General features: G+C 53.8%; 20 protein-coding genes and 1 tRNA gene. 8 read left to right on the top strand and 13 right to left on the bottom strand.

The window, feature by feature from the left end; translation table 11 throughout:
- Nucleotides 1–94 precede the first annotated feature (94 nt).
- Nucleotides 95–1,237, bottom strand: coding sequence for a recombinase RecA (gene recA / locus RBR60_RS01665; RefSeq protein ID WP_320353947.1), 1,143 nt, complete (start codon nucleotides 1,235–1,237; stop codon nucleotides 95–97).
- A gap of 495 nt (nucleotides 1,238–1,732) precedes the next feature.
- On the opposite strand from recA, the gene RBR60_RS01660 reads away from it, so the two are divergent.
- The gene (locus tag RBR60_RS01660) at nucleotides 1,733–3,475 is read left to right on the top strand and encodes a YeiH family protein (protein ID WP_320353946.1); all 1,743 of its coding nucleotides are present in this window, start codon (nucleotides 1,733–1,735) and stop codon (nucleotides 3,473–3,475) included.
- Nucleotides 3,476–3,598: 123 nt separating this feature from the next.
- Nucleotides 3,599–3,820 (top strand): hypothetical protein, encoded by a 222-nt coding sequence (locus tag RBR60_RS01655; protein WP_320353944.1) that lies wholly within the window; start codon nucleotides 3,599–3,601, stop codon nucleotides 3,818–3,820.
- A gap of 78 nt (nucleotides 3,821–3,898) precedes the next feature.
- Here the strand turns inward: RBR60_RS01655 and RBR60_RS01650 are convergent, their stop codons facing one another.
- From RBR60_RS01650 to RBR60_RS01640, 3 genes are all read right to left on the bottom strand, one after another.
- Nucleotides 3,899–4,495: an NF038143 family protein gene (locus RBR60_RS01650; protein ID WP_320353943.1), complete on the bottom strand. Its 597-nt coding sequence runs from the start codon at nucleotides 4,493–4,495 to the stop codon at nucleotides 3,899–3,901.
- Between the two features lie 61 nt (nucleotides 4,496–4,556).
- On the bottom strand, nucleotides 4,557–5,015 hold the full coding sequence (locus RBR60_RS01645; protein ID WP_320353942.1) for a phosphatidylglycerophosphatase A: 459 nt from the start codon (nucleotides 5,013–5,015) through the stop codon (nucleotides 4,557–4,559).
- Nucleotides 5,012–6,166: a M20/M25/M40 family metallo-hydrolase gene (locus RBR60_RS01640; protein WP_320353941.1), complete on the bottom strand. Its 1,155-nt coding sequence runs from the start codon at nucleotides 6,164–6,166 to the stop codon at nucleotides 5,012–5,014. Before RBR60_RS01640 ends, RBR60_RS01645 begins: the two co-directional genes overlap by 4 nt.
- 87 nt (nucleotides 6,167–6,253) lie before the next feature.
- Between RBR60_RS01640 and RBR60_RS01635 the strand changes: the two genes are divergently transcribed.
- The 6 genes from RBR60_RS01635 to cysK all read left to right on the top strand — a co-directional run bounded on the left by RBR60_RS01635 (nucleotide 6,254) and on the right by cysK (nucleotide 11,107).
- Nucleotides 6,254–6,351, top strand: a tRNA-Sec gene (locus tag RBR60_RS01635).
- 202 nt (nucleotides 6,352–6,553) lie between these two features.
- Nucleotides 6,554–7,390 (top strand): phosphate ABC transporter substrate-binding protein, encoded by an 837-nt coding sequence (locus tag RBR60_RS01630; RefSeq protein ID WP_320353940.1) that lies wholly within the window; start codon nucleotides 6,554–6,556, stop codon nucleotides 7,388–7,390.
- An 84-nt stretch (nucleotides 7,391–7,474) separates the two neighbouring features.
- Nucleotides 7,475–8,404, top strand: coding sequence for a PstC family ABC transporter permease (locus RBR60_RS01625; RefSeq protein WP_320353939.1), 930 nt, complete (start codon nucleotides 7,475–7,477; stop codon nucleotides 8,402–8,404).
- 4 nt (nucleotides 8,405–8,408) lie between these two features.
- Complete coding sequence (locus tag RBR60_RS01620; protein ID WP_320353938.1) at nucleotides 8,409–9,290, top strand: PstA family ABC transporter permease; 882 nt, start codon at nucleotides 8,409–8,411, stop codon at nucleotides 9,288–9,290.
- Nucleotides 9,290–9,979 carry a phosphate ABC transporter ATP-binding protein gene (locus RBR60_RS01615; protein ID WP_320353936.1) on the top strand — a complete coding sequence of 230 codons (690 nt, stop codon included), beginning with the start codon at nucleotides 9,290–9,292 and terminating at the stop codon, nucleotides 9,977–9,979. The genes RBR60_RS01620 and RBR60_RS01615 overlap by 1 nt, the downstream gene beginning before the upstream one ends.
- 192 nt (nucleotides 9,980–10,171) lie before the next feature.
- A complete protein-coding gene (gene cysK, locus RBR60_RS01610; protein WP_320353934.1) occupies nucleotides 10,172–11,107 on the top strand; it encodes a cysteine synthase A in 936 nt (311 codons plus the stop codon).
- Nucleotides 11,108–11,139: 32 nt separating this feature from the next.
- On the opposite strand, the gene RBR60_RS01605 is transcribed toward cysK, so the two are convergent.
- From RBR60_RS01605 to RBR60_RS01565, 9 genes are all read right to left on the bottom strand, one after another.
- Complete coding sequence (locus RBR60_RS01605; protein WP_320353932.1) at nucleotides 11,140–12,270, bottom strand: hypothetical protein; 1,131 nt, start codon at nucleotides 12,268–12,270, stop codon at nucleotides 11,140–11,142.
- A gap of 10 nt (nucleotides 12,271–12,280) precedes the next feature.
- On the bottom strand, nucleotides 12,281–14,383 hold the full coding sequence (locus RBR60_RS01600; protein WP_320353931.1) for a DUF1538 domain-containing protein: 2,103 nt from the start codon (nucleotides 14,381–14,383) through the stop codon (nucleotides 12,281–12,283).
- A gap of 136 nt (nucleotides 14,384–14,519) precedes the next feature.
- The gene (gene rlmB / locus RBR60_RS01595) at nucleotides 14,520–15,356 is read right to left on the bottom strand and encodes a 23S rRNA (guanosine(2251)-2'-O)-methyltransferase RlmB (protein WP_320353930.1); all 837 of its coding nucleotides are present in this window, start codon (nucleotides 15,354–15,356) and stop codon (nucleotides 14,520–14,522) included.
- A gap of 12 nt (nucleotides 15,357–15,368) precedes the next feature.
- Nucleotides 15,369–15,989 carry a guanylate kinase gene (gmk, locus tag RBR60_RS01590; RefSeq protein WP_320353929.1) on the bottom strand — a complete coding sequence of 207 codons (621 nt, stop codon included), beginning with the start codon at nucleotides 15,987–15,989 and terminating at the stop codon, nucleotides 15,369–15,371.
- The gene (locus RBR60_RS01585; RefSeq protein WP_320353928.1) at nucleotides 15,976–16,275 is read right to left on the bottom strand and encodes a DUF370 domain-containing protein; all 300 of its coding nucleotides are present in this window, start codon (nucleotides 16,273–16,275) and stop codon (nucleotides 15,976–15,978) included. Before RBR60_RS01585 ends, gmk begins: the two co-directional genes overlap by 14 nt.
- Nucleotides 16,276–16,295: 20 nt before the next feature.
- On the bottom strand, nucleotides 16,296–17,183 hold the full coding sequence (locus tag RBR60_RS01580) for a YicC/YloC family endoribonuclease (protein ID WP_320353927.1): 888 nt from the start codon (nucleotides 17,181–17,183) through the stop codon (nucleotides 16,296–16,298).
- The gene (locus tag RBR60_RS01575) at nucleotides 17,184–17,366 is read right to left on the bottom strand and encodes a Trm112 family protein (RefSeq protein ID WP_320353926.1); all 183 of its coding nucleotides are present in this window, start codon (nucleotides 17,364–17,366) and stop codon (nucleotides 17,184–17,186) included.
- A gap of 74 nt (nucleotides 17,367–17,440) precedes the next feature.
- Complete coding sequence (gene fabG / locus RBR60_RS01570) at nucleotides 17,441–18,172, bottom strand: 3-oxoacyl-ACP reductase FabG (protein ID WP_320353924.1); 732 nt, start codon at nucleotides 18,170–18,172, stop codon at nucleotides 17,441–17,443.
- A gap of 196 nt (nucleotides 18,173–18,368) precedes the next feature.
- Nucleotides 18,369–20,447 (bottom strand): serine hydrolase domain-containing protein, encoded by a 2,079-nt coding sequence (locus RBR60_RS01565; RefSeq protein WP_320353923.1) that lies wholly within the window; start codon nucleotides 20,445–20,447, stop codon nucleotides 18,369–18,371.
- Nucleotides 20,448–20,520 lie beyond the last annotated feature (73 nt).

Below are 20,520 nucleotides of genomic sequence, written 5' to 3'. Positions count from 1 at the left end.
TGCATGAAATTGCATTTTTTTATCCTGTAACAGGCATCAGCCGTTTTCCACTCCGCCCGCATCAAAATACCTACTCCCTCAAAATGCCCCCACTTTACTCTTCCTGAAAGGTGTCCATGGGGGGCATATCCTCAAACATGGAAGGTGCCTCTCCCTTTTTCTCACGGGAAGCCCGTCCTTCCTTAGAAGGCTTTTCTGCAACCTTGATCACCTTTTCCGGCTTTTCCGCAAGGGGGGGCGGAGAAGCAATCCCAAGACTTTCCCTTACCTTGGCATACAGGCTGGAAAAAAGGGTCTCATTCTCCTTCAGATATTTTTTGACATTTTCCCTGCCCTGACCAATGCGCTCCCCCTCATAAGCATACCAAGCTCCACTTTTTTCAATCAGGCCCGCTTCCACACCCAGATCCAGGAGATCCCCGATCTTGGAAATTCCCTCACCATACATGAGGTCAAACTCAGCTTCTTTGAAAGGAGGAGCGAGTTTATTTTTCACGACCTTGACCCGGGTACGGTTGCCCATCACATCCTGACCTTCCTTGATGGCTGCGGCCCTACGCACATCCAGACGCACGGAAGCATAAAATTTGAGGGCATTACCGCCGGTAGTGGTTTCCGGATTGCCAAATACCACCCCCAGTTTCATGCGGATCTGGTTGATGAAAATCACAGTTGTCATGGTTTTACCGATGGTGGCCGTGAGCTTGCGCAGGGCTTGGCTCATGAGTCGGGCCTGAAGCCCCATGTGGGCATCTCCCATTTCCCCTTCGATTTCCGCACGGGGCACAAGGGCCGCCACGGAATCGATGACGAGAATATCCACGGCACCGCTGCGCACCAGCATGTCGGCAATTTCAAGGGCCTGCTCCCCCGTATCCGGCTGGGAGACCAAAAGCTCATCCACGTTCACCCCAAGTCTCCGGGCATAGGCCGTATCCAGGGCGTGTTCTGCGTCAATGAAGGCGGCAATGCCTCCCTGATTCTGGCATTCCGCCACCGCATGCAAGGCCAGGGTGGTTTTACCCGAAGACTCCGGGCCATAAATTTCGATGACCCGCCCTTTGGGGAGACCACCAATGCCCAAAGCCCGGTCCAGGGCCAGGGAACCTGTGGAAATGGTCGGCACAGCAATCACTTCCTTGCTCCCGAGCCGCATGATGGCCCCTTTACCGAACTGGCGTTCAATCTGCCCCATGGCCGATTCGATGGCCTTTCCCTTGTCCCCTGTTATGCTCATGCAGCCTCCCTTATCCGGAAATCCGTATATTTAAATGATTTAGATAAAAACACCCTCTTTTAAAAACAGGCAGTCTTTGAAGATTTTCTTCCATACACTCCGAAGTCTCTTCCGGTCAACTGCCATACATAGCCTTTTCCAAAACGAAAGAAAACCACAATGCCATTTCGCCCAATAGCCCCGCGCCAAACTGCATCCTCAGGGTGGCACCCAGGGTTTCCAAGACTGCATCCCCATGGATGCATCCGTCATTCCCGAGGTCGGCATGTAAAAAACCAGCCCGTTAACTGCTTAAAAATAAATAAACTTCAGAAATTCACCTCACACAGAATCCTTGGTATCCATTTTGCTAGATTTCATTCTGTTTGAAAAATAAAAGCATTGGGATCCAGGCCCCGGTCAGCGCATTGGCCCCGAAAAACCTCTGCGCAGCTCCAAGCGCGCCTTGATCCTGATGATGGAAGAGAAAATTCAACCCCAACCAAGGAGCTTTACATGTCCGTCAAAACCCAACAACCGGAAATTGTCGTGGATCAGGCCAGATGGGAATGGTCCGAACTTTACAAAAAAGAAGACTGGTGGGCCATCTGGCTGGGCTTCATCATTCTTATTGTCGGTCTTCTCATTTTCCTTCCCAGACCCCCTGCGGACATGGACAAAAAAATTGACCAGTCCCAGAGCATCATGCAGGTGGAACAAAACAAAGCGCCCTTCCATACCGTGGAATGGCACAAGGCCAATGATACCCTCTCCGGTCTCCGCGCCCGCAACGAGCCTGCGGGTAAAACGCTAGCTACGTGGCTGGCAACGCCCTCCAAGTGGTCTTCCAATCCCATGGAATCCCTGATTCTTACGGAAGCCAAAGCTGCGGAAATCCGTGAAAATGCCAAGGAATCCCATGCCAAGGCCCAGGAAAAAACCAAGGCCGCCATCGCACAGGCTGAAATGGATCAGGCAGCCGCTGCGGCAGCTCAGTTCAAAAATGAGGAACTCAATAAAAAAGCCGAAGCTTCCATTGCCCAATGGCGTTCTGCCAGAAATTCGGAAAGCAAGGCCAGAGCCACCGCAGGCACCCAGGCCTACAACAGGATTCCCTACCTCATTGGCATCGGTATAATCTTCATGCTCTTTTTTGCCGCTGCCACCACGGTGATGAACATCAATACCATCAACTTCATCAAGGGTTTTGGTTTTGTCTTCCTTCTGGCTGTGGTATCCGAAGTCATCGGCGGCAACAAAACCCTCAACGACTGGGGCTTTGGCTCCCTCATCTGGGCCATCTTAGGAGGCATGCTCATTGCCAACACCGTGGGAACGCCTCAGTTCATCAAGGATGCGGCCCAGACCGAATACTTCATCAAAACCGGCCTTGTGCTTCTGGGTGCGGAAATTCTCTTTGGTCAGATTCTCGCCATCGGTGTTCCCGGCATCTTTGTCGCCTGGGTGGTCACCCCCACCGTACTGGTCATCACCTATATTTTTGGCCAGAAAGTGCTGAAGATGGAATCCAAAACCCTGAACATCACCGTATCTGCGGATATGTGCGTGTGCGGGGTATCCGCGGCCATCGCCACAGCAGCCGCCTGCCGCGCCACCAAGGAAGAGCTGACCATCGCCATCGGCATGTCCATGCTCTTTACCGCCATCATGATGATCGCCCTGCCCACCTTCATCGTGTCTGTGGGGATGCATCCCGTACTGGGCGGTGCCTGGATCGGCGGCACCATTGACTCCACCGGTGCCGTTGTGGCTGCCGGTGCCTTTTTGGGGGAAACGGGCATGTTCGTTGCCGCCACCATCAAAATGATCCAGAACATCATGATCGGGGTCATCGCCTTTGGTGTTGCCGTTTACTGGTGCGCCAAGGTAGAATGCGTGGAAGGTCAGACCGTTAAAAAAATGGAAATCTGGTACCGCTTCCCCAAATTCGTTCTGGGTTTCATCGCCGCATCCATCATCTTCTCCATTATTATTGAAGCCATGGGCGCACGCGGCAACGTCATGCTGGATCAAGGCGTTCTGAGAGGTTTCAGCCGTCCCTGCCGTGAGTGGTTCTTCATTCTGGCCTTTGCTTCCATCGGCCTTACCTCCAACTTCCGGGAAATGGCCAAGCACTTCAAAGGCGGCAAGCCCGTCATCCTTTATGTGACCGGCCAGAGTATCAACCTGGCCCTCACTCTCCTTATGGCCTATGTGATGTTCTTCCTTGTATTCCCCGGCATCACAGCAACACTTTAATCCCCTGATCAATCCATTCTGTGGATAAAGGATAAAAAACACGCCTCCCCGGCGCTCCTTGAAGCGCCGGGGATTACCCATGAGCCCGAAAGGCGACACCCCATGTCAGGAAACAAATCCCATATGTCAGAAGGTATCCGGAAGCTTTTAACCGGACTTCTTGGATTCTGGATCCTTGTGGCCTTTATACTGCCCTGGCTTAAAAGCCTGCCTGTGATTCAACCCGTAATGGAAATCATCAGCGCAGCGGACATTGACGCGAACCAGTATTTTTATACCCAGTCTGAAGAAACTTTCATGGCCCAGTCCTATGTGCGCGACAGTCTTCAGAGAGCGGCAAAATAAACCACCCCATCCAAACCAGAACAGGCCGAAAAGGATTGCCCTTTGCGGCCTGTTCTGGTTTTTCTATCTCCGCCAAAATCAGAAAACCACTCTCACATCCTCTTCCCGGAGATGATCTGCAATCTTTTCCATTTTTCCAGCCACTTCACGGGCCGCATCACTGGTCTGCAAGGTACGGGTCACATAGCGGGTCACCTCTTTTTCCGCCTTTGCCAATTCATTCAGAAAAGCCCTGTATTTTCCGGCTTCCCCATAGGCCTCTTTGACCAGATTCTGCCAGGTTTTTCCCCGGACCTCGAAAAGCCGCTTGTAATGATGAAAAAGGACACGGATTTCTCCGAGCTGTTTTTCACAGATCTTTCTATCCTTTTCATCACCCAACTCCAGGGAAGGGAAACAGGTTTCAAGATCAATTTGTACCCCACGGCCTTCTTCCATGGCAACCAAGGCCAGATCCAGTGCTTTTTTTCTCGTCTTTGTATAATTATCCGCAAAACCATGGATGCTTTTTTTATACCTTTGAATATTAAAGGCATGATGGACAAAAAGCACGGGCAGAAAAATCATCCACACGGAAGTCTCGGGTTTTGGGATGAGCTGCTTGGCAAGGCCATAAGCCATCTGCCTCTCCTTGGCCAGAATCAGCGCATACTTTTCTTCTAAAGAAAGTGTCAAAACAGCACTCCTGTCAAAATTACATGGGCAAGGGATTTCAGAAAATCCTGACGCCTGCGCCTCAAAAAGCCAAAAAAATCGACAAGCACAGGTGTGCACAAAGACCTGCTGCCACATCATCGAGCACAATGCCTGCACCACCAGGCACTTTCTGGTCAAAATACGCCACAGGCCAGGGCTTCAGGATATCAAACAAGCGAAAGAGAACAAAACCCAGAACCAGAGTAGCAAGGGACAAAGGAAAAAGCATCAGTGTCACCCCCAGCCCCAGCGCCTCGTCCAGCACCACGCAGGAAGGATCCTTTTCCCCCAGGCGTCTGGAAGCCGCATCACAGACCATGATACCCATCAGTATGGCTGTCAGCATCAGCACCACCTGGGCTTTTGCGGGAAAAAGCAAAAGCAGGGCACAAAAAGGAATCGCCGCCAGGGTTCCCAGGGTTCCGGGAGCTTTTGAAGCATTCCCCGTGCCAGCCATGGTCGCAAAAAAAAGAACCAGATCTTTGGAACGGGAAATCACAACCCCTCCTTCTGCTGGATTCTTGTGTACTCCTGAATAATCTCCACAAAAAGACCCGCACAATCCACCATGTCCGACAAGGTCACATGCTCTCGCACCGTATGCACTTCCCGCATACCCGTACCTATGACACAGGCATCAATGCCATGGTTAAAAAAAATGTTGGCATCCGAACCACCGCCCACAGAACGTGTGGTCATGGCGCGGCCCAGATTTTTTCCCGCCTGCTTTGCAAGAAGCACCACAGGTGCATCCTCAGGAATGCGGGTGTGGGGAAAGTCTTCTTCCACGCGAACTTCCAGTCGTGGGAAATCAATCCCTTCCCCTCCCCCGGCCTCCGCAACAGCACACTGAAAGGCAGTCACCAATTCATCGGAAAGTTTTTGCAGTTTTTCCGGGTCATGGCTACGGGCTTCGGCCAGGATGGTCACAGAACCCGGCACAATATTGGTGGCCACTCCACCTTCAATTTTTCCGATATTGCAGGTGGTTTCATGGTCAATCCTTCCATCAGGACACCGGGCCATGGCTTTCGCCGCCAGAATGATGGCGTTGATACCCTTTTCCGGCTCAGCACCTGCATGGGATTCTTTCCCATGCACCACGAAAGTGAAACGGTTGGCCGCAGGTGCGCGTGTCACAATGGCATGGATGTCCCAGGCATCCAGTACATAACCAAGACGGGATTTAAGGCGGCTTTTATTCAAAGCCTTGGCGCCCAGAAGACCAATTTCCTCACATACGGAAAACACCACCTCCACAGGACCATGGGGAACATCCGTTTCCTTGAGGACACGGAGAACCTCCAGGATGATGGCAATGCCCGATTTGTCATCAGAACCCAGGATGGTGTCCCCACTACTCCGAAAAACACCTTCCTCCAGACGGGGACGCACACCCCGCCCAGGCTCCACCGTATCCATGTGGGCGGACAGAAGCAGAGGCCGCACCTTCACGTTCCCGGGAAACCAGGCAATGAGATTCCCCACCGTCCCGCCCACCGTTTCCCCTGCGTTGTCAAAGACAACCTCAGCCCCAAGGTTCTGGAGTTCATTTTTAAGAAAATCTGCTATTTCCTGCTCCTCCCTAGAAGGAGAATCAATACGAACCAATTGTAAAAAAATATCGCTGAGGCGTTGAGGCTGAACCATGGCAAGTCTCCGAGACAAGGGTGATGGATGTGGAGTAAAAGCGGTTGACAAAAACGCCTTTTTCTATATCATCCCTTTTCGTATTTCGGAAGTGCGCAGCTTACTGGTGAGGCTCCCGGACTTCAAATCCGGTGTGGGGCGCTAAAACCGTCCCGGGTGGGTTCGATTCCCATGCACTTCCGCCATCCATGAATATCTGCAGGGACTGCCATCCGGTAGCCCCTGTCCTGTTTGGGGTTTTCTCCCTTGCCTCAGGTCCTCATCCATATAATTTTTCAATTCATTTCAAGAAATACATAGACAAACGCGATTTGATCCCTCCCTTCAGCCATGCTATCCCCTCGGTCTGGTTCAATAAAGTCTCCCCTAAAACCCAAAGGAGTTTCAATGCGTTATATCCAAAAAATCTTTTTCATGGCGAGCCTCGTGACCCTGCCCTTTCTTCTTCAGGCCCAGGCCCAGGACCTGTCTTCTTTCAAAGGAAAAACCGGTACCATCCAGATCGCAGGGGGTACTGCCCATATTCCTGTCATGAAAGAAGCCGCACAACGTATCATGCACGAGGCTCCCGGAATCCGCATAGCCATTGCAGGGGGCGGGTCCGGCGTGGGTATTCAGAAGGTGGGGGAAGGGCTTGTGGATATCGGAAATTCAGGGCGCAGACCCACAAATCTTGAAATTGCAAGTTATGGCCTTGTCCTTTACCGCTGGGCGCTCGATGGCGTGGCCCTTGTGGTGCATCCGGCCAACCCTGTCAGCGCCATGGACAGCGCTACCCTGGCAGCCATCTTCAAAGGAGAAATCCGCAACTGGAAAACGCTGGGCGGCCCCGACAGAACCATCACCCTTTATACCCGTGATGCGGCTTCGGGTACCCGCGAAGTTTTCTGGGAAAAGGCTCTCCAAAAAGGGGATATCACGGATACAGCCCATGTGGTGGCTTCCAATGGCGCCATGAAAACAGCCATCAGTCAGGATCCTGGCTCCATTGGCTATGTCTCCGTCGGACATCTGGAGCCTGGCATTAAACCCCTTGTCTTTGAAGGGGTGACTCCCAGTATTGAGACTGTAAAATCCGGAGCCTACCCCGTATCCCGCGGGCTGTACAGCAGCACCAAAGGAGAACCTGCAGGACTTACAGCCGACTTCCTTCATTACCTATACAGCCCCGAAGGTCGCGCCATTATCCAGGACAAAGGTTTTATTCCCGCAGACCGGGATTGAAAACCTCCCATCCGATCCCTTGATTCAGGGCTTACTGCGGAATCCGGCCTTCAAACCGGGTTCCGCGCCAAGGTGTATGTTTTCATGGCATCCTTTTTCCGCAATACTGAAAAAAAAATTCCAAGACCCCACCCGCAGGAAAAAGAATTCTCCAGAAGAGCTCATGCCGTTGCAGGAGAAAAATTTTTTACGTCCCTCTGCGGTTTTTCCGCCCTTTTCACCTTCGGCCTTGTCCTGTTTCTCTTTGGCTTCCTCGCCCTTTTCGCCTTTCCCCTGTTCAAAAACGGGGGATACTTTCTTCTCCTCACCACACCCTGGCAGCCCCTTTCCGGGAAATTTGGCATTGGGCCCATGATTGCAGGAACCGCTGCGATCAGCAGCCTTGCCATCCTCATTGCCTTTCCCCTATCCCTGGGTGCCGCGGCTTTCTGTGAGGCCGACTTTGCCCCCCGTCCCATCGTGCGCTGGATACGACCTGTTTTTCAGCTCATGACTGGTATTCCTACGGTGGTGTATGGCTTTCTTGCGGTCTTTCTCCTTATACCTTTACTGCGTCAAGCCTTGGGCGGCTCAGGTTTTTCCATCCTCGCTGCAGCCCTCACGCTGGCCCTCCTCGTTTCACCAACTATGATCCTCTTTTTTTCCGACGCCTTCCGCGCAGTGTCCAGGGAAGACGTCAGAACCCTGGTCGGGCTTGGTGCAAAACCAGAAGAAAGATTCATCTACCTCCTCCTGCCCCAGGCCAGAAACGGTATCCTGGCAGGCCTGCTGCTCGCCTGCGGCCGAGCCGTGGGAGATACCCTCATTGCCCTCATGCTCGCGGGAAACAGTCTCGCCTTTCCCGCTTCCTGCACAGAACCCGCGCGTACCCTCACAGCGCACATTGCCCTGGTCATGGCATCAGACACCCAGAGCCCTGAATTTCAATCCATCTTCGCCTGCGGTCTGACGCTCTATTTCATCACCACCCTACTCATCGTCCTTTGCCGCACCCGCATACAGGCCCGGAGATAGACACATGAATCCCATAAGCCGCTTTCTCATCAAGGCCGCATCCATCTTTTCCGCCCTGAGCCTTACCGCCCTTGTTTTCTTTCTTCTGAGCGCCCTTTTCATAAAAGCTTTACCCGTCATGGATCTTCGCCTGATTTTCGGTAACACCCCGCCCCTTGAGGCCCTTAGTGGCGTAAAACCCGTATTTGACGGACTTTTTCCCGCCATATGCGGTACCCTGCTCCTTGTTTTCCTGGCCGTGGTCCTCGCCCTCCCTCTGGGGATGGCTGCAGGCATCCACCTGGCCCTTTTCGCAGGCCCCCACACCAGACGATGGATCGGCGTCTCCGTGGATATTCTGGCAGGCATGCCGTCCATCCTCATCGGGCTTCTGGGGTTTTCCGTTATTCTCATCCTCTACCGCCACTTTCCAGCCATCACACCAGGATTACTGCCAGCCGCCGCATCCCTGGCCTGCCTCATCCTTCCCTACCTCATCCGTGGAACCCAGCAGGCCCTCACCACCCTGCCTCCGGAGCTTTTCCGCAGCACCCTTGCCCTTGGAGCCAGTCCGGTCCAAGCCCTGCGCCATGTCCTCCTGCCTGCGGCCCGTCCTGGGCTTACAGGCTGTATCCTGCTCTCCATTGGTCGTGCGGCAGAAGATACCGCTGTCATTCTTCTTACCGGAACCGTTGCTGCCTATGGATTGCCTTCGGGGTTTTTTGATCCCTTTGAAGCACTGCCCTTTTTTATCTATACCACAGCGGCGGAATACAACTCCCCGCGGGAACTCGCCATGGGTTTTGCCGCTTCCCTCATTCTCGTCGGACTTTGCGGAGGTCTGTTTGGCCTTGCCGCTCTGATTCGAAAAACCTTTCTGCGCAACCCCCTTACCGGAAAAGCCTGATGCCTAGCCCAAAAACCAAGATCCGCATTGAAAATCTTTCGGTTTCTTATAAAGAAAACAGGGTGCTTTCCCACATTCACCTCGACATTCCGGAAAAAGCCGTCACCGCCATCACCGGACCATCGGGGGTAGGAAAATCCACCCTGCTCCTTGCCCTGAACCGCCTGCTTGAAACGGAACATGAGGCCCGCATTTCAGGAAAAATCACCCTCTTTACCCAAAACGCCTGGCAGGATATCCACCACCCGCACACCGATGTTTTTGCCCTGCGCCAGAAAATCTCCATGGTCTTTCAAAAGCCCAATCCCCTGCCCATGGGTATTTTCGCCAACCTGGCCCTGCCCCTCAAACTGCGGGGAATCCGTAAGAAAAAGGATGTGGAAGAAGCCGTTACCCAGGCGCTGATGCAGGCCCGGCTCTGGGAAGAGGTCCGGCACAGACTCAGAGAAGACGCCCGTACCCTCTCCGGAGGCCAGCAACAGCGCCTGTGCATTGCCCGCAGCCTGGTCATGCAACCGGAGGTGCTGCTCCTTGACGAACCCACCTCTTCCCTGGACACCAAGGCAGAGACAGCCATTGAAAATCTGCTTCAGGAGCTGAAAAAAACCTGCACCCTGGTCTTGGTTTCCCACTCCAGAAGACAGGTTGCCGACCTTGCGGATTTCGAATACGCCATGCCCAATGTTTAAAAAAACAGGCCCCTTTCCATGGGTCCTCTTTTTTTAAGATTTGATCCGTCCGAAAACTCACGCTCCCTTGGTGTCCAGAGGAAGGATATGCCGTTTCTTCCTTTTCACTCCCTTGAAAACCAGCCATTGCAGGACACAGACTGGCGTGGCAGAATACAAAAACGTTCCTGACCCTTCAGAAGGAGTTTCCCCATGGCTTTGTTTTCTGACATTCCATCCGCCATTGGCAGAACCCCCATGCTCGATATCACGCCCCCCGCTCTCCGGGAGCGCGGAACAAGGCTTCTTGCCAAACTTGAATTTTTCAACCCCCTGGGCAGTGTGAAAGATCGCATTGCAGAAGCCATGCTTGCTGAAGCGGCAGCCAGGGGCAGAATCGGACCCGGATCCGCCATCATCGAACCCACCAGCGGCAATACGGGCATTGCCCTCGCCGCAATCTGTGCAGCGCGCAGATACCGGCTGACCCTCACCATGCCCGAAAGCATGAGCCTTGAACGTAAAAAACTGCTGCGTTTTCTCGGGGCCGAACTCATCCTCACCCCTGCGGCCGCAGGCATGATCGGAGCCATTGACAGGGCGAGGGAAATTCTCACCAAGAATCCGGAAATGTTCATGCCCGACCAGTTTGCCAACCCCGCAAACCCCGCCATTCATGAAAAAACAACGGCTCCGGAAATGGAAAGGGATACACCTGGAGAAGCCCATGCCCTGGTAGCGGGCGTGGGAACGGGCGGCACCCTCACGGGTGTGGGACGTTACTTTAAAAGCCGGAATCAGAATTTTCAGGTAATCGCCGTAGAACCTGCAGAATCCCCTGTTCTTTCCGGCGGCAAAGCCGGGCCGCATGGGATTCAGGGCATAGGTGCAGGTTTTGTCCCTGCCATTCTGGACAGAAACCTCATTGACGCCATTATCCCTGTCAGGGGTGTCGATGCCGTGGATACAGCGAGAAAACTGGCCGCGTCTTCCGGCATTCTCTGCGGAATTTCTTCGGGGGCTGCGGTCTTTGCCGCGCTCAGCCTCGCACAGCAACCTGCGTTTTCAGGAAAAACCCTCTTAACCCTCTTGCCCAGCACGGGCGAGCGTTATCTCAGTACAACCCTTTTCGACCATGTCGCCGGATAAAAAACCATAAAAAAAATCCCGCATACAAGGCTTCAGCAAGGGTCTTCCTTCGTCAGAAAGGTGCAGGCTCTGGGAACCGCACTGAGCTGCACCTCACCTGCGGCCTCACCAAAAAGTCCGGCCCTGTCAAGGGCTTCCAGGATGGCAGGCGCCTGACTTTCCCCTATGGTCATAACACTTACCTCACGGGCCGGACTCACACCCGCATGGGGTGTGTCCAGTTCCATATGCCTCATGAGACTGAGCGTAGATCCCCCTGCCCCCGCCTCCATGGCTTTTTCCGTCAGCAGAGTACCGAAACCCTCGTTACAGATCATGGAAAAATTCACAAGCCCTGTCAGAAACCTTCTGGAAGAAAGAAATTCCCCTCCGGGCGAAAGTGTTTTTTTACGCCATTGGGTACTGCCCGTCATCCCATCAATGGCGGATACGATCTGTTCAATGCTCGCGGCCTGACCGCTACTGCCTGTGGAAAATCGGGTATTCAGCACCCCCATGCGAACAGGATAGCAACAGATAAACCCCTTACCCGGTTGATCCAGACCCCCAGCCCGGATCATCATATCCATCACCGTATCCACCTGGTTTTCATCCACAACAAGGTGGGTGATCTCTTTTTCCGCAGGGATCAGGATGCGCCACAACCCCAGACGGTTACGGAGTCCGGTGCCTGTGCCATAGGTAATGGCGGGAACGGCTGTACCCGTGCGCAGGCCAATTTCGGCAACCCGGTTCCCCTCCCCCTTCTGGCTGATACAGCGGATTCCCATCAGATGCGAGGCAAACACCTGGGGAGAGCTCTCAGGAACAGACAGGGAAGACCTGGGCAAAGGCAGCACGGAGCCGGGTATCCATACATCCTCGGCATAGAGATTGCCCCGTCCCGGAACATTCAGACGCAGACGCTCTGCCAGGAAATGCATCACTTCCTGAACCTGGGAGGGAGAAACAAGAAAGGAAAAAATCTGGACAGGATCCTCCACAAAGACGTCCTTTTTCCATAAAAATCTTTTCAGGCCATCCTGGGATTTTAAAACCACACTACGCCCCACTTCGCTGCTCAGGTGGCAAACACCAAGCTCTCGCACCGCACCCACTCCTTCCTTTGCAAAAAACTTGTCCAGAGTGAGGGTGATTCTCGCATACAAAGGGGCATTTTTCATGGCGGATTCCTCAGTTTCCAGCGTGTTTCATCATAGCATTTTTACGCATCTGAACACCAAGCCCCACGGCAAGTACGCAGACAATGGGATACACGGAAGCACAGGCCAGAATGCCAAACCCCTCCACTCCCCCCACCTGATCGCTGATGCCCAGTCCCAGAGAAAGCACAAGGGGAACGGTAATGGGGCCTGTGGTCACGCCGGCGCTGTCCCAACCGATGTTGACAAACTCTTCTGTGGAAAAAAAGGTCAGCACAAGCAAGACGAGATAGGGTGGACCAATGAGGTACAAAAGGGGGACCCCCCAGATGATTTTAAGCACCCCCGCACTGATGCCAAGGCCCACCCCAAAAGCCACAGTCTGCATGAGAAGAGATTTTCTGAAAGCTCCAACTGTGAGATTTTCCACCGTAAGCCCCAGGGCGTTGAGGGCAGGTTCCGCAAGGGTGGCCCCATAGCCCATGAAAAATGCAAAGACCAGAACCAGAATGAAGCCCGCAGGATGTTTCTCATCGCCAAAAAGAGGACCTTTGGCAGGCACAACGGTATAACGCGCGGTTTCCCTGTCCAGACGGCTGGCATCATAGGGAATTTGCACATAGGCATTGTTGAGATTGGCATAGAAGAACCGGCTTTTTTCTCCCCCTGGCCCCACAGCGGTATGAATGAGACTTTCATCAAAATTTTTCAGAACCTGGGTCTGCTCCACCAGCTCAATGCGCTTAAACGATGCAGGAAGGGTTCCTCCCACCTGGTTACCGAGCCTCGAAAGTCCAAGTTCAATACCCACATTAAAAAGAAACATCCCCAGAGTGGCAAAGAACAATCCCAGGAAGATCTCATCCGCCCGCGGCAGTTTTTCCCTCAACCAACCAAGAAGAACCAGGATCAGAAAAACTGACAGGGGAAAAATGGCCTGCACACTGGAAAACCCGTTGCGCAACAGCAGCTCCCGGGTGTCGGGAGGTTCCAGCATCGCTCCCGCATACAGAAAAACCGCCCTGCGAATGGCCGCATCATTTTCAAAAACAGCAAGACGCTGCTCTCCGCTCCCATTGCGGATGGCCCATTTTTCAAGGTTTTCCATGGATGGACTGCCCAAAACGCGGCTTCGCAGATCAGGATCTTCCTTTAAGGCTGCAATGTAACTCAGCATGATTTCTTTTCCGCCCCAAAGCGCAACCTGGGAAGTCTCATTGGCGTTTTTCAGGGCATAAGCCTTTAAAGCCGTTTCATCTTTAAAAAGAAAAACCGCCTTCTGGCGATTTTCAGGGCTGAAAAAAGCTTCCTGCGCCATCGGGCCGGGAACCGAAGGCAGAAAAAAAAGCCCAAGGAGAAGCACCGTATAAATGGGGATGATGGAAGCCAGGGTTACCACGCCAAATCCGCCCCCTTCCCCACCGCCTTTGCTCACCACGCGACAGATGCCCATACCCAGCCCCAGCACCAACGGTACGGTGACAGGACCCGTGGTGGCCCCTCCCGCATCCCAGGCAAGCCCCAGAAGATGCTGCATGTTCGGGCTTGCAAGGCATCCGAGCGAAAAAAGCAGAATCAACGATATACTGATATAAAGAAAAGGTTTCAGGGAAACCTGATACATGAAACGTCCCATGCCGAGAACAACGGCAAGGCCCACGCCGATTCCCACCGCATGTCTCAGAGCTTCGGCATGCTTGTTGAGCAGAAGAAACAAAAGCGGCGCATCCCAGGGCCGGATGAAGCCCCCGGCCAATTGCAGAATCCCGATGGCCGGTTCGGCAAAGGTGACTCCCAGCCCCAGAGCAAAAGCAAAAAGAAGGATCACGGGTAGTCCGGACTTCTGGGGCAGGCGGATGCCGATGGCATCGCCCAAGGGCATGAGTCCCAGAAAAAGTCCTTCCATGAAAAAAGCCAGACCCGCCACGATCACAACCACCCCAAAGGCCACAGTGGCGGATTCCGCAACGGGAATTCCCAGCACCAAGGTCTGAAAAGCCACGAGATAGACAACAATGAGAGCCACGGCCTGCACCTGCTCCAGAATTCTTTTTCTTACGTAGGGAAAAAGAAGCCCCATTTTTTCCCGCAGGCCTAACTTCACCCTCATCGTCTTCTTTCTGTCTTGATTCATACCAAGTCCCCTGCCAGAAACTCCCCGGAAACAATCAAAAAATGAAAAAACCCCCGCCCTTTAAAAAAGAACGGGGGCGCATATCTGCCAGAGACCCTGAAAATTCTTATCCCATACGGACAATCACGCCATCTCCCTATCTGGAAGGGCTCACGGCCATGGCCTTTTTCATCCTTTGTCCAGGTTCCGCAGGTGACCCACCACCTTCGGCATCTGTCAGATGATTGCGGCGAATCTCATAGATGGCCAACGCCGCCGCCACAGACGCATTGAGAGAACCCACAGGACCGCTCTGGGGGATGGACACCATGATATCACAGTGCTTTTGGACCAAGGGACGCACCCCCCGGTCTTCCCCTCCAATGACCAGCACCAGCGGCCCGTCCAGGCGAGCGGTGGTAAGGGGCAGGCCTGTGGCATCCAGACCCGCCACCCAGAAGCCTTCCTTTTTCATTTCTTCAAGAAACCGCGCGATGTTCACCACTTCGCAAAGGGGCAGATGCTCCAAGGCTCCGGCCGATGCCTTAACCGCCGCAGGCGTCGGACCTGCCGCGCGGTCTTTTGGAATCACCAGTCCACTGGCGCCAAGACAAAGGGCCGTGCGGGCAATGGCCCCGAGGTTTCTGGGGTCTTCCACGCCATCGGCCACAATGATCAAGGGAGGATCTCCAACTAAAAGGGTATCCCATTCCCTGAACACAAAAAAAGAAGCCCGCAGCAAAACACCCTGGTGCACGGCACCTGCGGTCATAGAGGTGATCTGCTCCGTGGTGCAGATCTCAGGGGAAAGACCCCGCATCTGCGCCAACTCCAGAATTTCCGCAAAGCGGGGATTTTCCGGATCCGTGAGATAAAGGGAATAAAAGGTACGGACATTGGCGCGCAAGGCCTCTGTCACGGGGTGAATACCAAAAAGGTCCTCATGTTTACCGCTTTTTACGGGAGCCCCCTGGGAGCGCCTTGTTTTTTTCATGAAATTCCGTTTCTAAATATAATCCGTGGTTTCCGGATCTTCGCCTTTTCTGCAGGCGTCCACCAGAAAAATCAAGGCGTCTTTCGCCCTTTCAAAATCATCATTCACAATGCGGTAACGGTAAGCATCCTTGCGGGCAATCTCCCGGATGGCATCCGCCATACGTCGCTCGATCATCTCGGCTGCGTCCGTGCCCCGTTTCATGAGCCGCTCCCTCAGGATATTCATGGAAGGGGGCAGAATGAAAATGGTTACGGCCTCGGGAAAACACCCAACAATCTGGCGCATACCTTGTACATCAATCTCAAGAAGCAGATCTCGCCCTGACCCCAGTGTTTCTTCCAGGACAAAAGCAGATGTTGCATAAAAGTTGCCATGCACCTCTGCCCATTCCGCCCACCGGCCTAAGGCAATACCTTCTTTGAACTCCTCTACGGATATGAAATGATAATCCCTTCCATCCGCCTCCCCCTTCCGGGGCTGGCGTGTGGTGTAAGAAATGGAATAGCAGAGTTCGGGGAAGGTGTTTCTCAGGGCATCACACAGAGTGGTTTTTCCCGTACCCGAAGGCGCAGAAATCACAAAAAGCCGTCCCCTTTTTTCCACGGATTTGCTGTTTTCAGGATGCGTCATCGTCATGCTCTTTCAGCGCCCCATAACGCTGTGAAATGGTTTCGGATTGAATGGCAGAAAGCACCACATGGTTGGAATCCATCACAATAATGGAACGGGTACGTCTTCCATGGGTGGCGTCCACCAGCCTTTTGTCTTCCTTGGCCTCGTCCTTTAAACGTTTCATGGGCGCGGAATTGGGGGACACAATGGCCACCACCCGATCCGCCACCACACTGCTGCCAAAACCGATACTCAAAAGATTCTGATCCGACTTCTGCCTGCTGCCCCTTCCTGAGCCCGCCATAATTCGCCTTTCTTCAAGCCCTACTCAATATTTTGTACCTGCTCCCGAAGCTTTTCCAGCTCTGCCTTCATTGCCACCACGCGGTGGGCGATGCTGCTGTCTCCGGCCTTGGAGCCCATGGTATTAAATTCCCGATTGAACTCCTGCAAGAGAAAATTCAGCTTACGGCCTCCGGGTTCGGGACCGTCCATGATTTCCCGGAAATGGGCGATGTGGCTTCTCGCACGCACCACCTCTTCGGAAATGTCACTGCGATCCGCAAGGATGGCCGCCTCCTGCAGAAGCCTTCCCGAATCCGGCTCAAGGCCCGCATCCTGCATGAGCTGACCCATCCGCTCCATCAGGCGGTTGCGGTACAGGGGAATGAGATCACCGGAAACCTGTTCAATGGCTGTCACCTCTCCTTCAATCCATTGCAGCCGCTGCCGAAAATCTTCCGCCAGATACCGACCTTCCGTGGCGCGCATGGTATCAATGGCGTCCAATCCCTCTTGCATCACCCTTTCCACCACAGGCCAGAAGCGCTCCAGATCCAAAGATCGCTCTGCGGTTTTCAGAATACCGGAACCCGCTTGCATGAGAAGCTCAAGGGTCACCGCACCTTCCAGGCTCAAGGTAGTTTTCAGGCTTTCCAAAGCCGCCTTGCAGGAAAGGGCCCGCCCCATGTCCACCTCAAAGGTATTCATGGTCTCCTCGGTATCATGGATCTGGAGGCGCACTTCCACCCGTCCCCGACTCAACCTTGCGGTGAGCATGGACTTGATGCGCTCCTCAAGGCCGCTCAAACCCGAAGGCACCCGGATCATGGGATCGAGATTCCGACTGTTGTAGGTCCGGATTTCCACATCCGCCGTCAGCTCTCCTTCGGAAAAGGAGGCTCTGGCATAGGCTGTCATGCTCCGGATCATTCAGGCCCCGCTTTCGGAAAGGGGAAGAGCCGCATCGGGCAGCATCACAGGAATGCCCTCCCGGATTTCATACATCACAGCGCAGGCCCGACAGATCAGGCCCCCTTTGGCCTCATCCTCCTCCACCCCACCACGACAGCGGGGACAGGCCAGCACTTCCAGCAGTTCAGGGTTCAATCCCATCTTTTCTCATCCCTTTCCCAAAACACTCCCGTCTGAAAACGGAAAAAATCATATTGTATGTACGCCCTGTGGCATCAGTACAGCCCGCCGTTCACGCCGATCACCTGCCCGGTCACATAGGAAGCTTCGGGAGAGGCGAGAAAGCCCACAAGGGCCGCCACTTCCTCAACCCTTCCGGGACGGCCTGCGGGAATCTCCTTTGCAAGGGCCTCCAGATTGAGATCCTCTGTCATGTCCGTCACAATGAACCCCGGAGCCACCACGTTCACCGTGATGTTGCGGGTGGCCACCTCACGGGCCAAAGCCCGGCTCGCCCCCATGAGTCCCGCCTTGGAAGCCGAATAATTCACCTGACCCGCCACGCCGGCCTGCCCGGATGTGGAACCAATGGAAATGATGCGGCCATACCGCTGGCGCAGCATCTGCCGCACCACAGGCCGGGTGAGGTAAAAAAAGCTGTCGAGGTTGGTGCGCATCACCTCTTCCCAGGCCTCGTTTTTCATGCGCACCATGAGCCCGTCTTTTCGCATCCCCGCATTGTTCACCAGCACATCAAGACGACCTTTTTCCTTGATCAGTCCCTCCAGGGTGGTCTCACAGGCGGCAGCATCCGTTACATCCAGCGCTACAGGATCTCCGTCTCCGCCCGCCTCCCGGATGGCGGTCAGGGCTTCCTCCGCTCCGGCCCGGCTTGACCGGTAAGCGAGAAAAACAAAAAAACCCCTTCTGCCCAAATCTTCGGCAATGGCCCGGCCTATGCCCTTCCCTGCTCCCGTAACCAAAGCGACTGCTGCATTTTTTTCCATATTTTTTCTCCTCATCCCGCGTTAAAGAGCCTTTTTACCCCAAAGCCCTGAAACCCGCAAGGTTCTCTACCATCCCAAACTCTCCGGCACCGCGTTTTTTTCACTGTTGCGGTTTACTCCTGTTTTTTCGAACCATCCCTCCATTCCCAGGCTCCATTTATCTGGTGAAGGCTTTTAGCATGAACAAAAACCCAGATCAGCCTTCCGTAAGGTTAAAAAGAATGGTTTCACCTTCCTCACCGTAAAGTAGCAGATAAGCTGCACCCGATTCAGAAAGATTGATGCTTATGTTCTGACTACCGGAAGCCACCTCCGTCACGCTGTCGTCGTAACGTATCCAGAACTTAGCTCCAGTGACAGAAAGCATGCCAGAAGACGGCAGACGAAACCATTCGGCAAACGCTTCCTTGCCGATGGTCACAGCGGTCTCCCCCTTGGAAAGCAGCGGTACTCCGGACAGAGGACGGTAGAGATAACTGCCAACGCGCAGCCACTCTTCTCCCCGCCAGTCTTCCAATGCAACATCCTGCATTTCACGTACTGAATCGGGAACCGTCAAAAACATACCGTCAAGCCTGCCAGGAGAGGCAGGCCGCATATCCCTCAGAATCTTGTTGCCATAGAGATAGCCGTTTAATCCGGTAATGGTTCTCAGACGGAACCCGGGACTTTCTGTTTTTACCGGAAAATGAACATAGAGAGCCTGGTTCACGGGCAGCCAGATCGCTCCCAATCGCGCTGCCCAGGCTGAGGATATGGAGGATTCCGCATCAAGCCCCTGACCGACCAGAGTGGTATAACTGTAATGGTCGGAGGCCCCCCTTTCCCGCAAGGCAATATAGCGGTTTTCACCGACTGTAAGGGTACGCAGAGCTGCGACAGGTTCCCCATCTGCCGCATACCAGCCGTCGCTGCGGAGCCTGAGATTCTGATAAATCGGAGCCCAATCCGCTCCAAAGACTTCCAGGGTAATGGAATCATCCGCCTCGTAGCTCAGACGCAAAACCCCATGGGATGACGCATAGAATCCTGCAAAAACCTTCCTTTCCTCCTCTGGCACCGCCTGAACGGGAAGGGATTCCCCAGAAAGCGGTTCGGGCATACGCTCAAGTCTCCCACGCTCCACAAGGGCGCGCAGCAGTATTCTGTTCGAAATCTTTACCGCATGACTGAGAGTAAACTGCGTGGACCGTGATCCTGAAGCCCCAAAAACCACAACAGCAAGATTGTCTTCCGGAAGCACCAGCATATTGGTGCTATACATCCCATCAAAATCTCCCCCCTTTTGCCAGGCCATCACACCCAGCTTGGCCATTCCTGGCTGGGCCACCGTATCCCACCCCAAACCAAAACGAAAATCCTCGTAAGGCACAGGATTAAACGTGGCCTCTCTCTGATCCTGAGCCATGGCAGAAAGGGAGTGCGCAGAAAGCAGACGGTGGGAACCGAAAGTCCCCTTCCTCAGTGCCATCATCGCCAGGCGAGCCAGCTCCTCAGGTGTCGTATAAAGGCCTCCGGAGGCGTAGACGTTAAACGTATAGAGATGCAAGGGTTTTTCTCCATCATAGGCCCTGGCATAAGCGGCATCGGGGAGGGGGCTATCCTGAAACTGGCTGGCCTGCATACCCAGGGGCTCCAGGATTTCCTTGCGAACAAATTCCGGATAAGTCATCCCCGTCACCGCCATGATCAAGTTTTCCACCATGGTAAATCCGTTGTTGTTGTATGTATTGATGCTTCCCGGCTCATGGATGAGGCGCAGAGACTTCAGACCCCCGAGCATTCGTGCGGCATAGTCAGGAATAGGGGATAGCGAAACTTCCCCCGGCTCATATCCGGGTAAACCGGAGGAGTGATTCAAAAGCATCCTGACCGTAATACCCTTGTATCTTTCATCAAGGGGCATGGAAAAATCCGGAAGATGCCTTATGAGCGGATCGTCCAGAGAAATACGCCCCTGATCCACCAGTATCATGACAGCCACTGTGGCAAGCACCTTGCTGATGGAACAAGCACTGTAAAGTGTATCCCTGGCAGCACTCTGGGCTGTTTCCCGATTCGCAACGCCAAAGGCTTCAGACCAGATTACCCTTTCACCATCCACAAGGGCCACGGATATGGACATGGCTCCGGTTTCTTCCATGATCTCACGTATCAGAGCCCGGCCTTCGGCTATTGCCGCGGAATGATCTGAATGACTGCCTGAATCGCTGCTGCATGCGCCAAAAAGAAGAAAAAAAGACAAAAAAAAGCAGGTCACGAAAAATCGCAGCATGGGCACAGCCTCCTTTTCTGGGATTGTCTTAAAGGAAAGGGAGACGGTCACTTCCCAAACCTTCTTCCTGCGG

It is taken from the genome of Desulfobotulus sp. (assembly GCF_034006065.1).
Classification (GTDB): domain Bacteria; phylum Desulfobacterota; class Desulfobacteria; order Desulfobacterales; family ASO4-4; genus Desulfobotulus.
The sequence above is the reverse complement of the archived record's forward strand: the minus strand, read 5'-3'. Positions and strand labels throughout refer to the sequence as shown.

Coding starts and splice junctions, on each gene's coding strand:
- RBR60_RS01575 (WP_320353926.1), bottom strand. CDS start 17,366: ATGGGATTGAACCCTGAACTGCTGGAAGTGCTGGCCTGTCCCCGCTGT.
- RBR60_RS01600 (WP_320353931.1), bottom strand. CDS start 14,383: ATGAATCAAGACAGAAAGAAGACGATGAGGGTGAAGTTAGGCCTGCGG.
- RBR60_RS01615 (WP_320353936.1), top strand. CDS start 9,290: ATGCCTAGCCCAAAAACCAAGATCCGCATTGAAAATCTTTCGGTTTCT.
- RBR60_RS01620 (WP_320353938.1), top strand. CDS start 8,409: ATGAATCCCATAAGCCGCTTTCTCATCAAGGCCGCATCCATCTTTTCC.
- recA (WP_320353947.1), bottom strand. CDS start 1,237: ATGAGCATAACAGGGGACAAGGGAAAGGCCATCGAATCGGCCATGGGG.
- gmk (WP_320353929.1), bottom strand. CDS start 15,989: ATGACGCATCCTGAAAACAGCAAATCCGTGGAAAAAAGGGGACGGCTT.
- cysK (WP_320353934.1), top strand. CDS start 10,172: ATGGCTTTGTTTTCTGACATTCCATCCGCCATTGGCAGAACCCCCATG.
- RBR60_RS01630 (WP_320353940.1), top strand. CDS start 6,554: ATGCGTTATATCCAAAAAATCTTTTTCATGGCGAGCCTCGTGACCCTG.
- RBR60_RS01655 (WP_320353944.1), top strand. CDS start 3,599: ATGTCAGAAGGTATCCGGAAGCTTTTAACCGGACTTCTTGGATTCTGG.
- RBR60_RS01580 (WP_320353927.1), bottom strand. CDS start 17,183: ATGATCCGGAGCATGACAGCCTATGCCAGAGCCTCCTTTTCCGAAGGA.
- RBR60_RS01585 (WP_320353928.1), bottom strand. CDS start 16,275: ATGGCGGGCTCAGGAAGGGGCAGCAGGCAGAAGTCGGATCAGAATCTT.
- RBR60_RS01605 (WP_320353932.1), bottom strand. CDS start 12,270: ATGAAAAATGCCCCTTTGTATGCGAGAATCACCCTCACTCTGGACAAG.
- rlmB (WP_320353930.1), bottom strand. CDS start 15,356: ATGAAAAAAACAAGGCGCTCCCAGGGGGCTCCCGTAAAAAGCGGTAAA.
- RBR60_RS01660 (WP_320353946.1), top strand. CDS start 1,733: ATGTCCGTCAAAACCCAACAACCGGAAATTGTCGTGGATCAGGCCAGA.
- RBR60_RS01565 (WP_320353923.1), bottom strand. CDS start 20,447: ATGCTGCGATTTTTCGTGACCTGCTTTTTTTTGTCTTTTTTTCTTCTT.
- RBR60_RS01640 (WP_320353941.1), bottom strand. CDS start 6,166: ATGGTTCAGCCTCAACGCCTCAGCGATATTTTTTTACAATTGGTTCGT.
- RBR60_RS01625 (WP_320353939.1), top strand. CDS start 7,475: ATGGCATCCTTTTTCCGCAATACTGAAAAAAAAATTCCAAGACCCCAC.
- fabG (WP_320353924.1), bottom strand. CDS start 18,172: ATGGAAAAAAATGCAGCAGTCGCTTTGGTTACGGGAGCAGGGAAGGGC.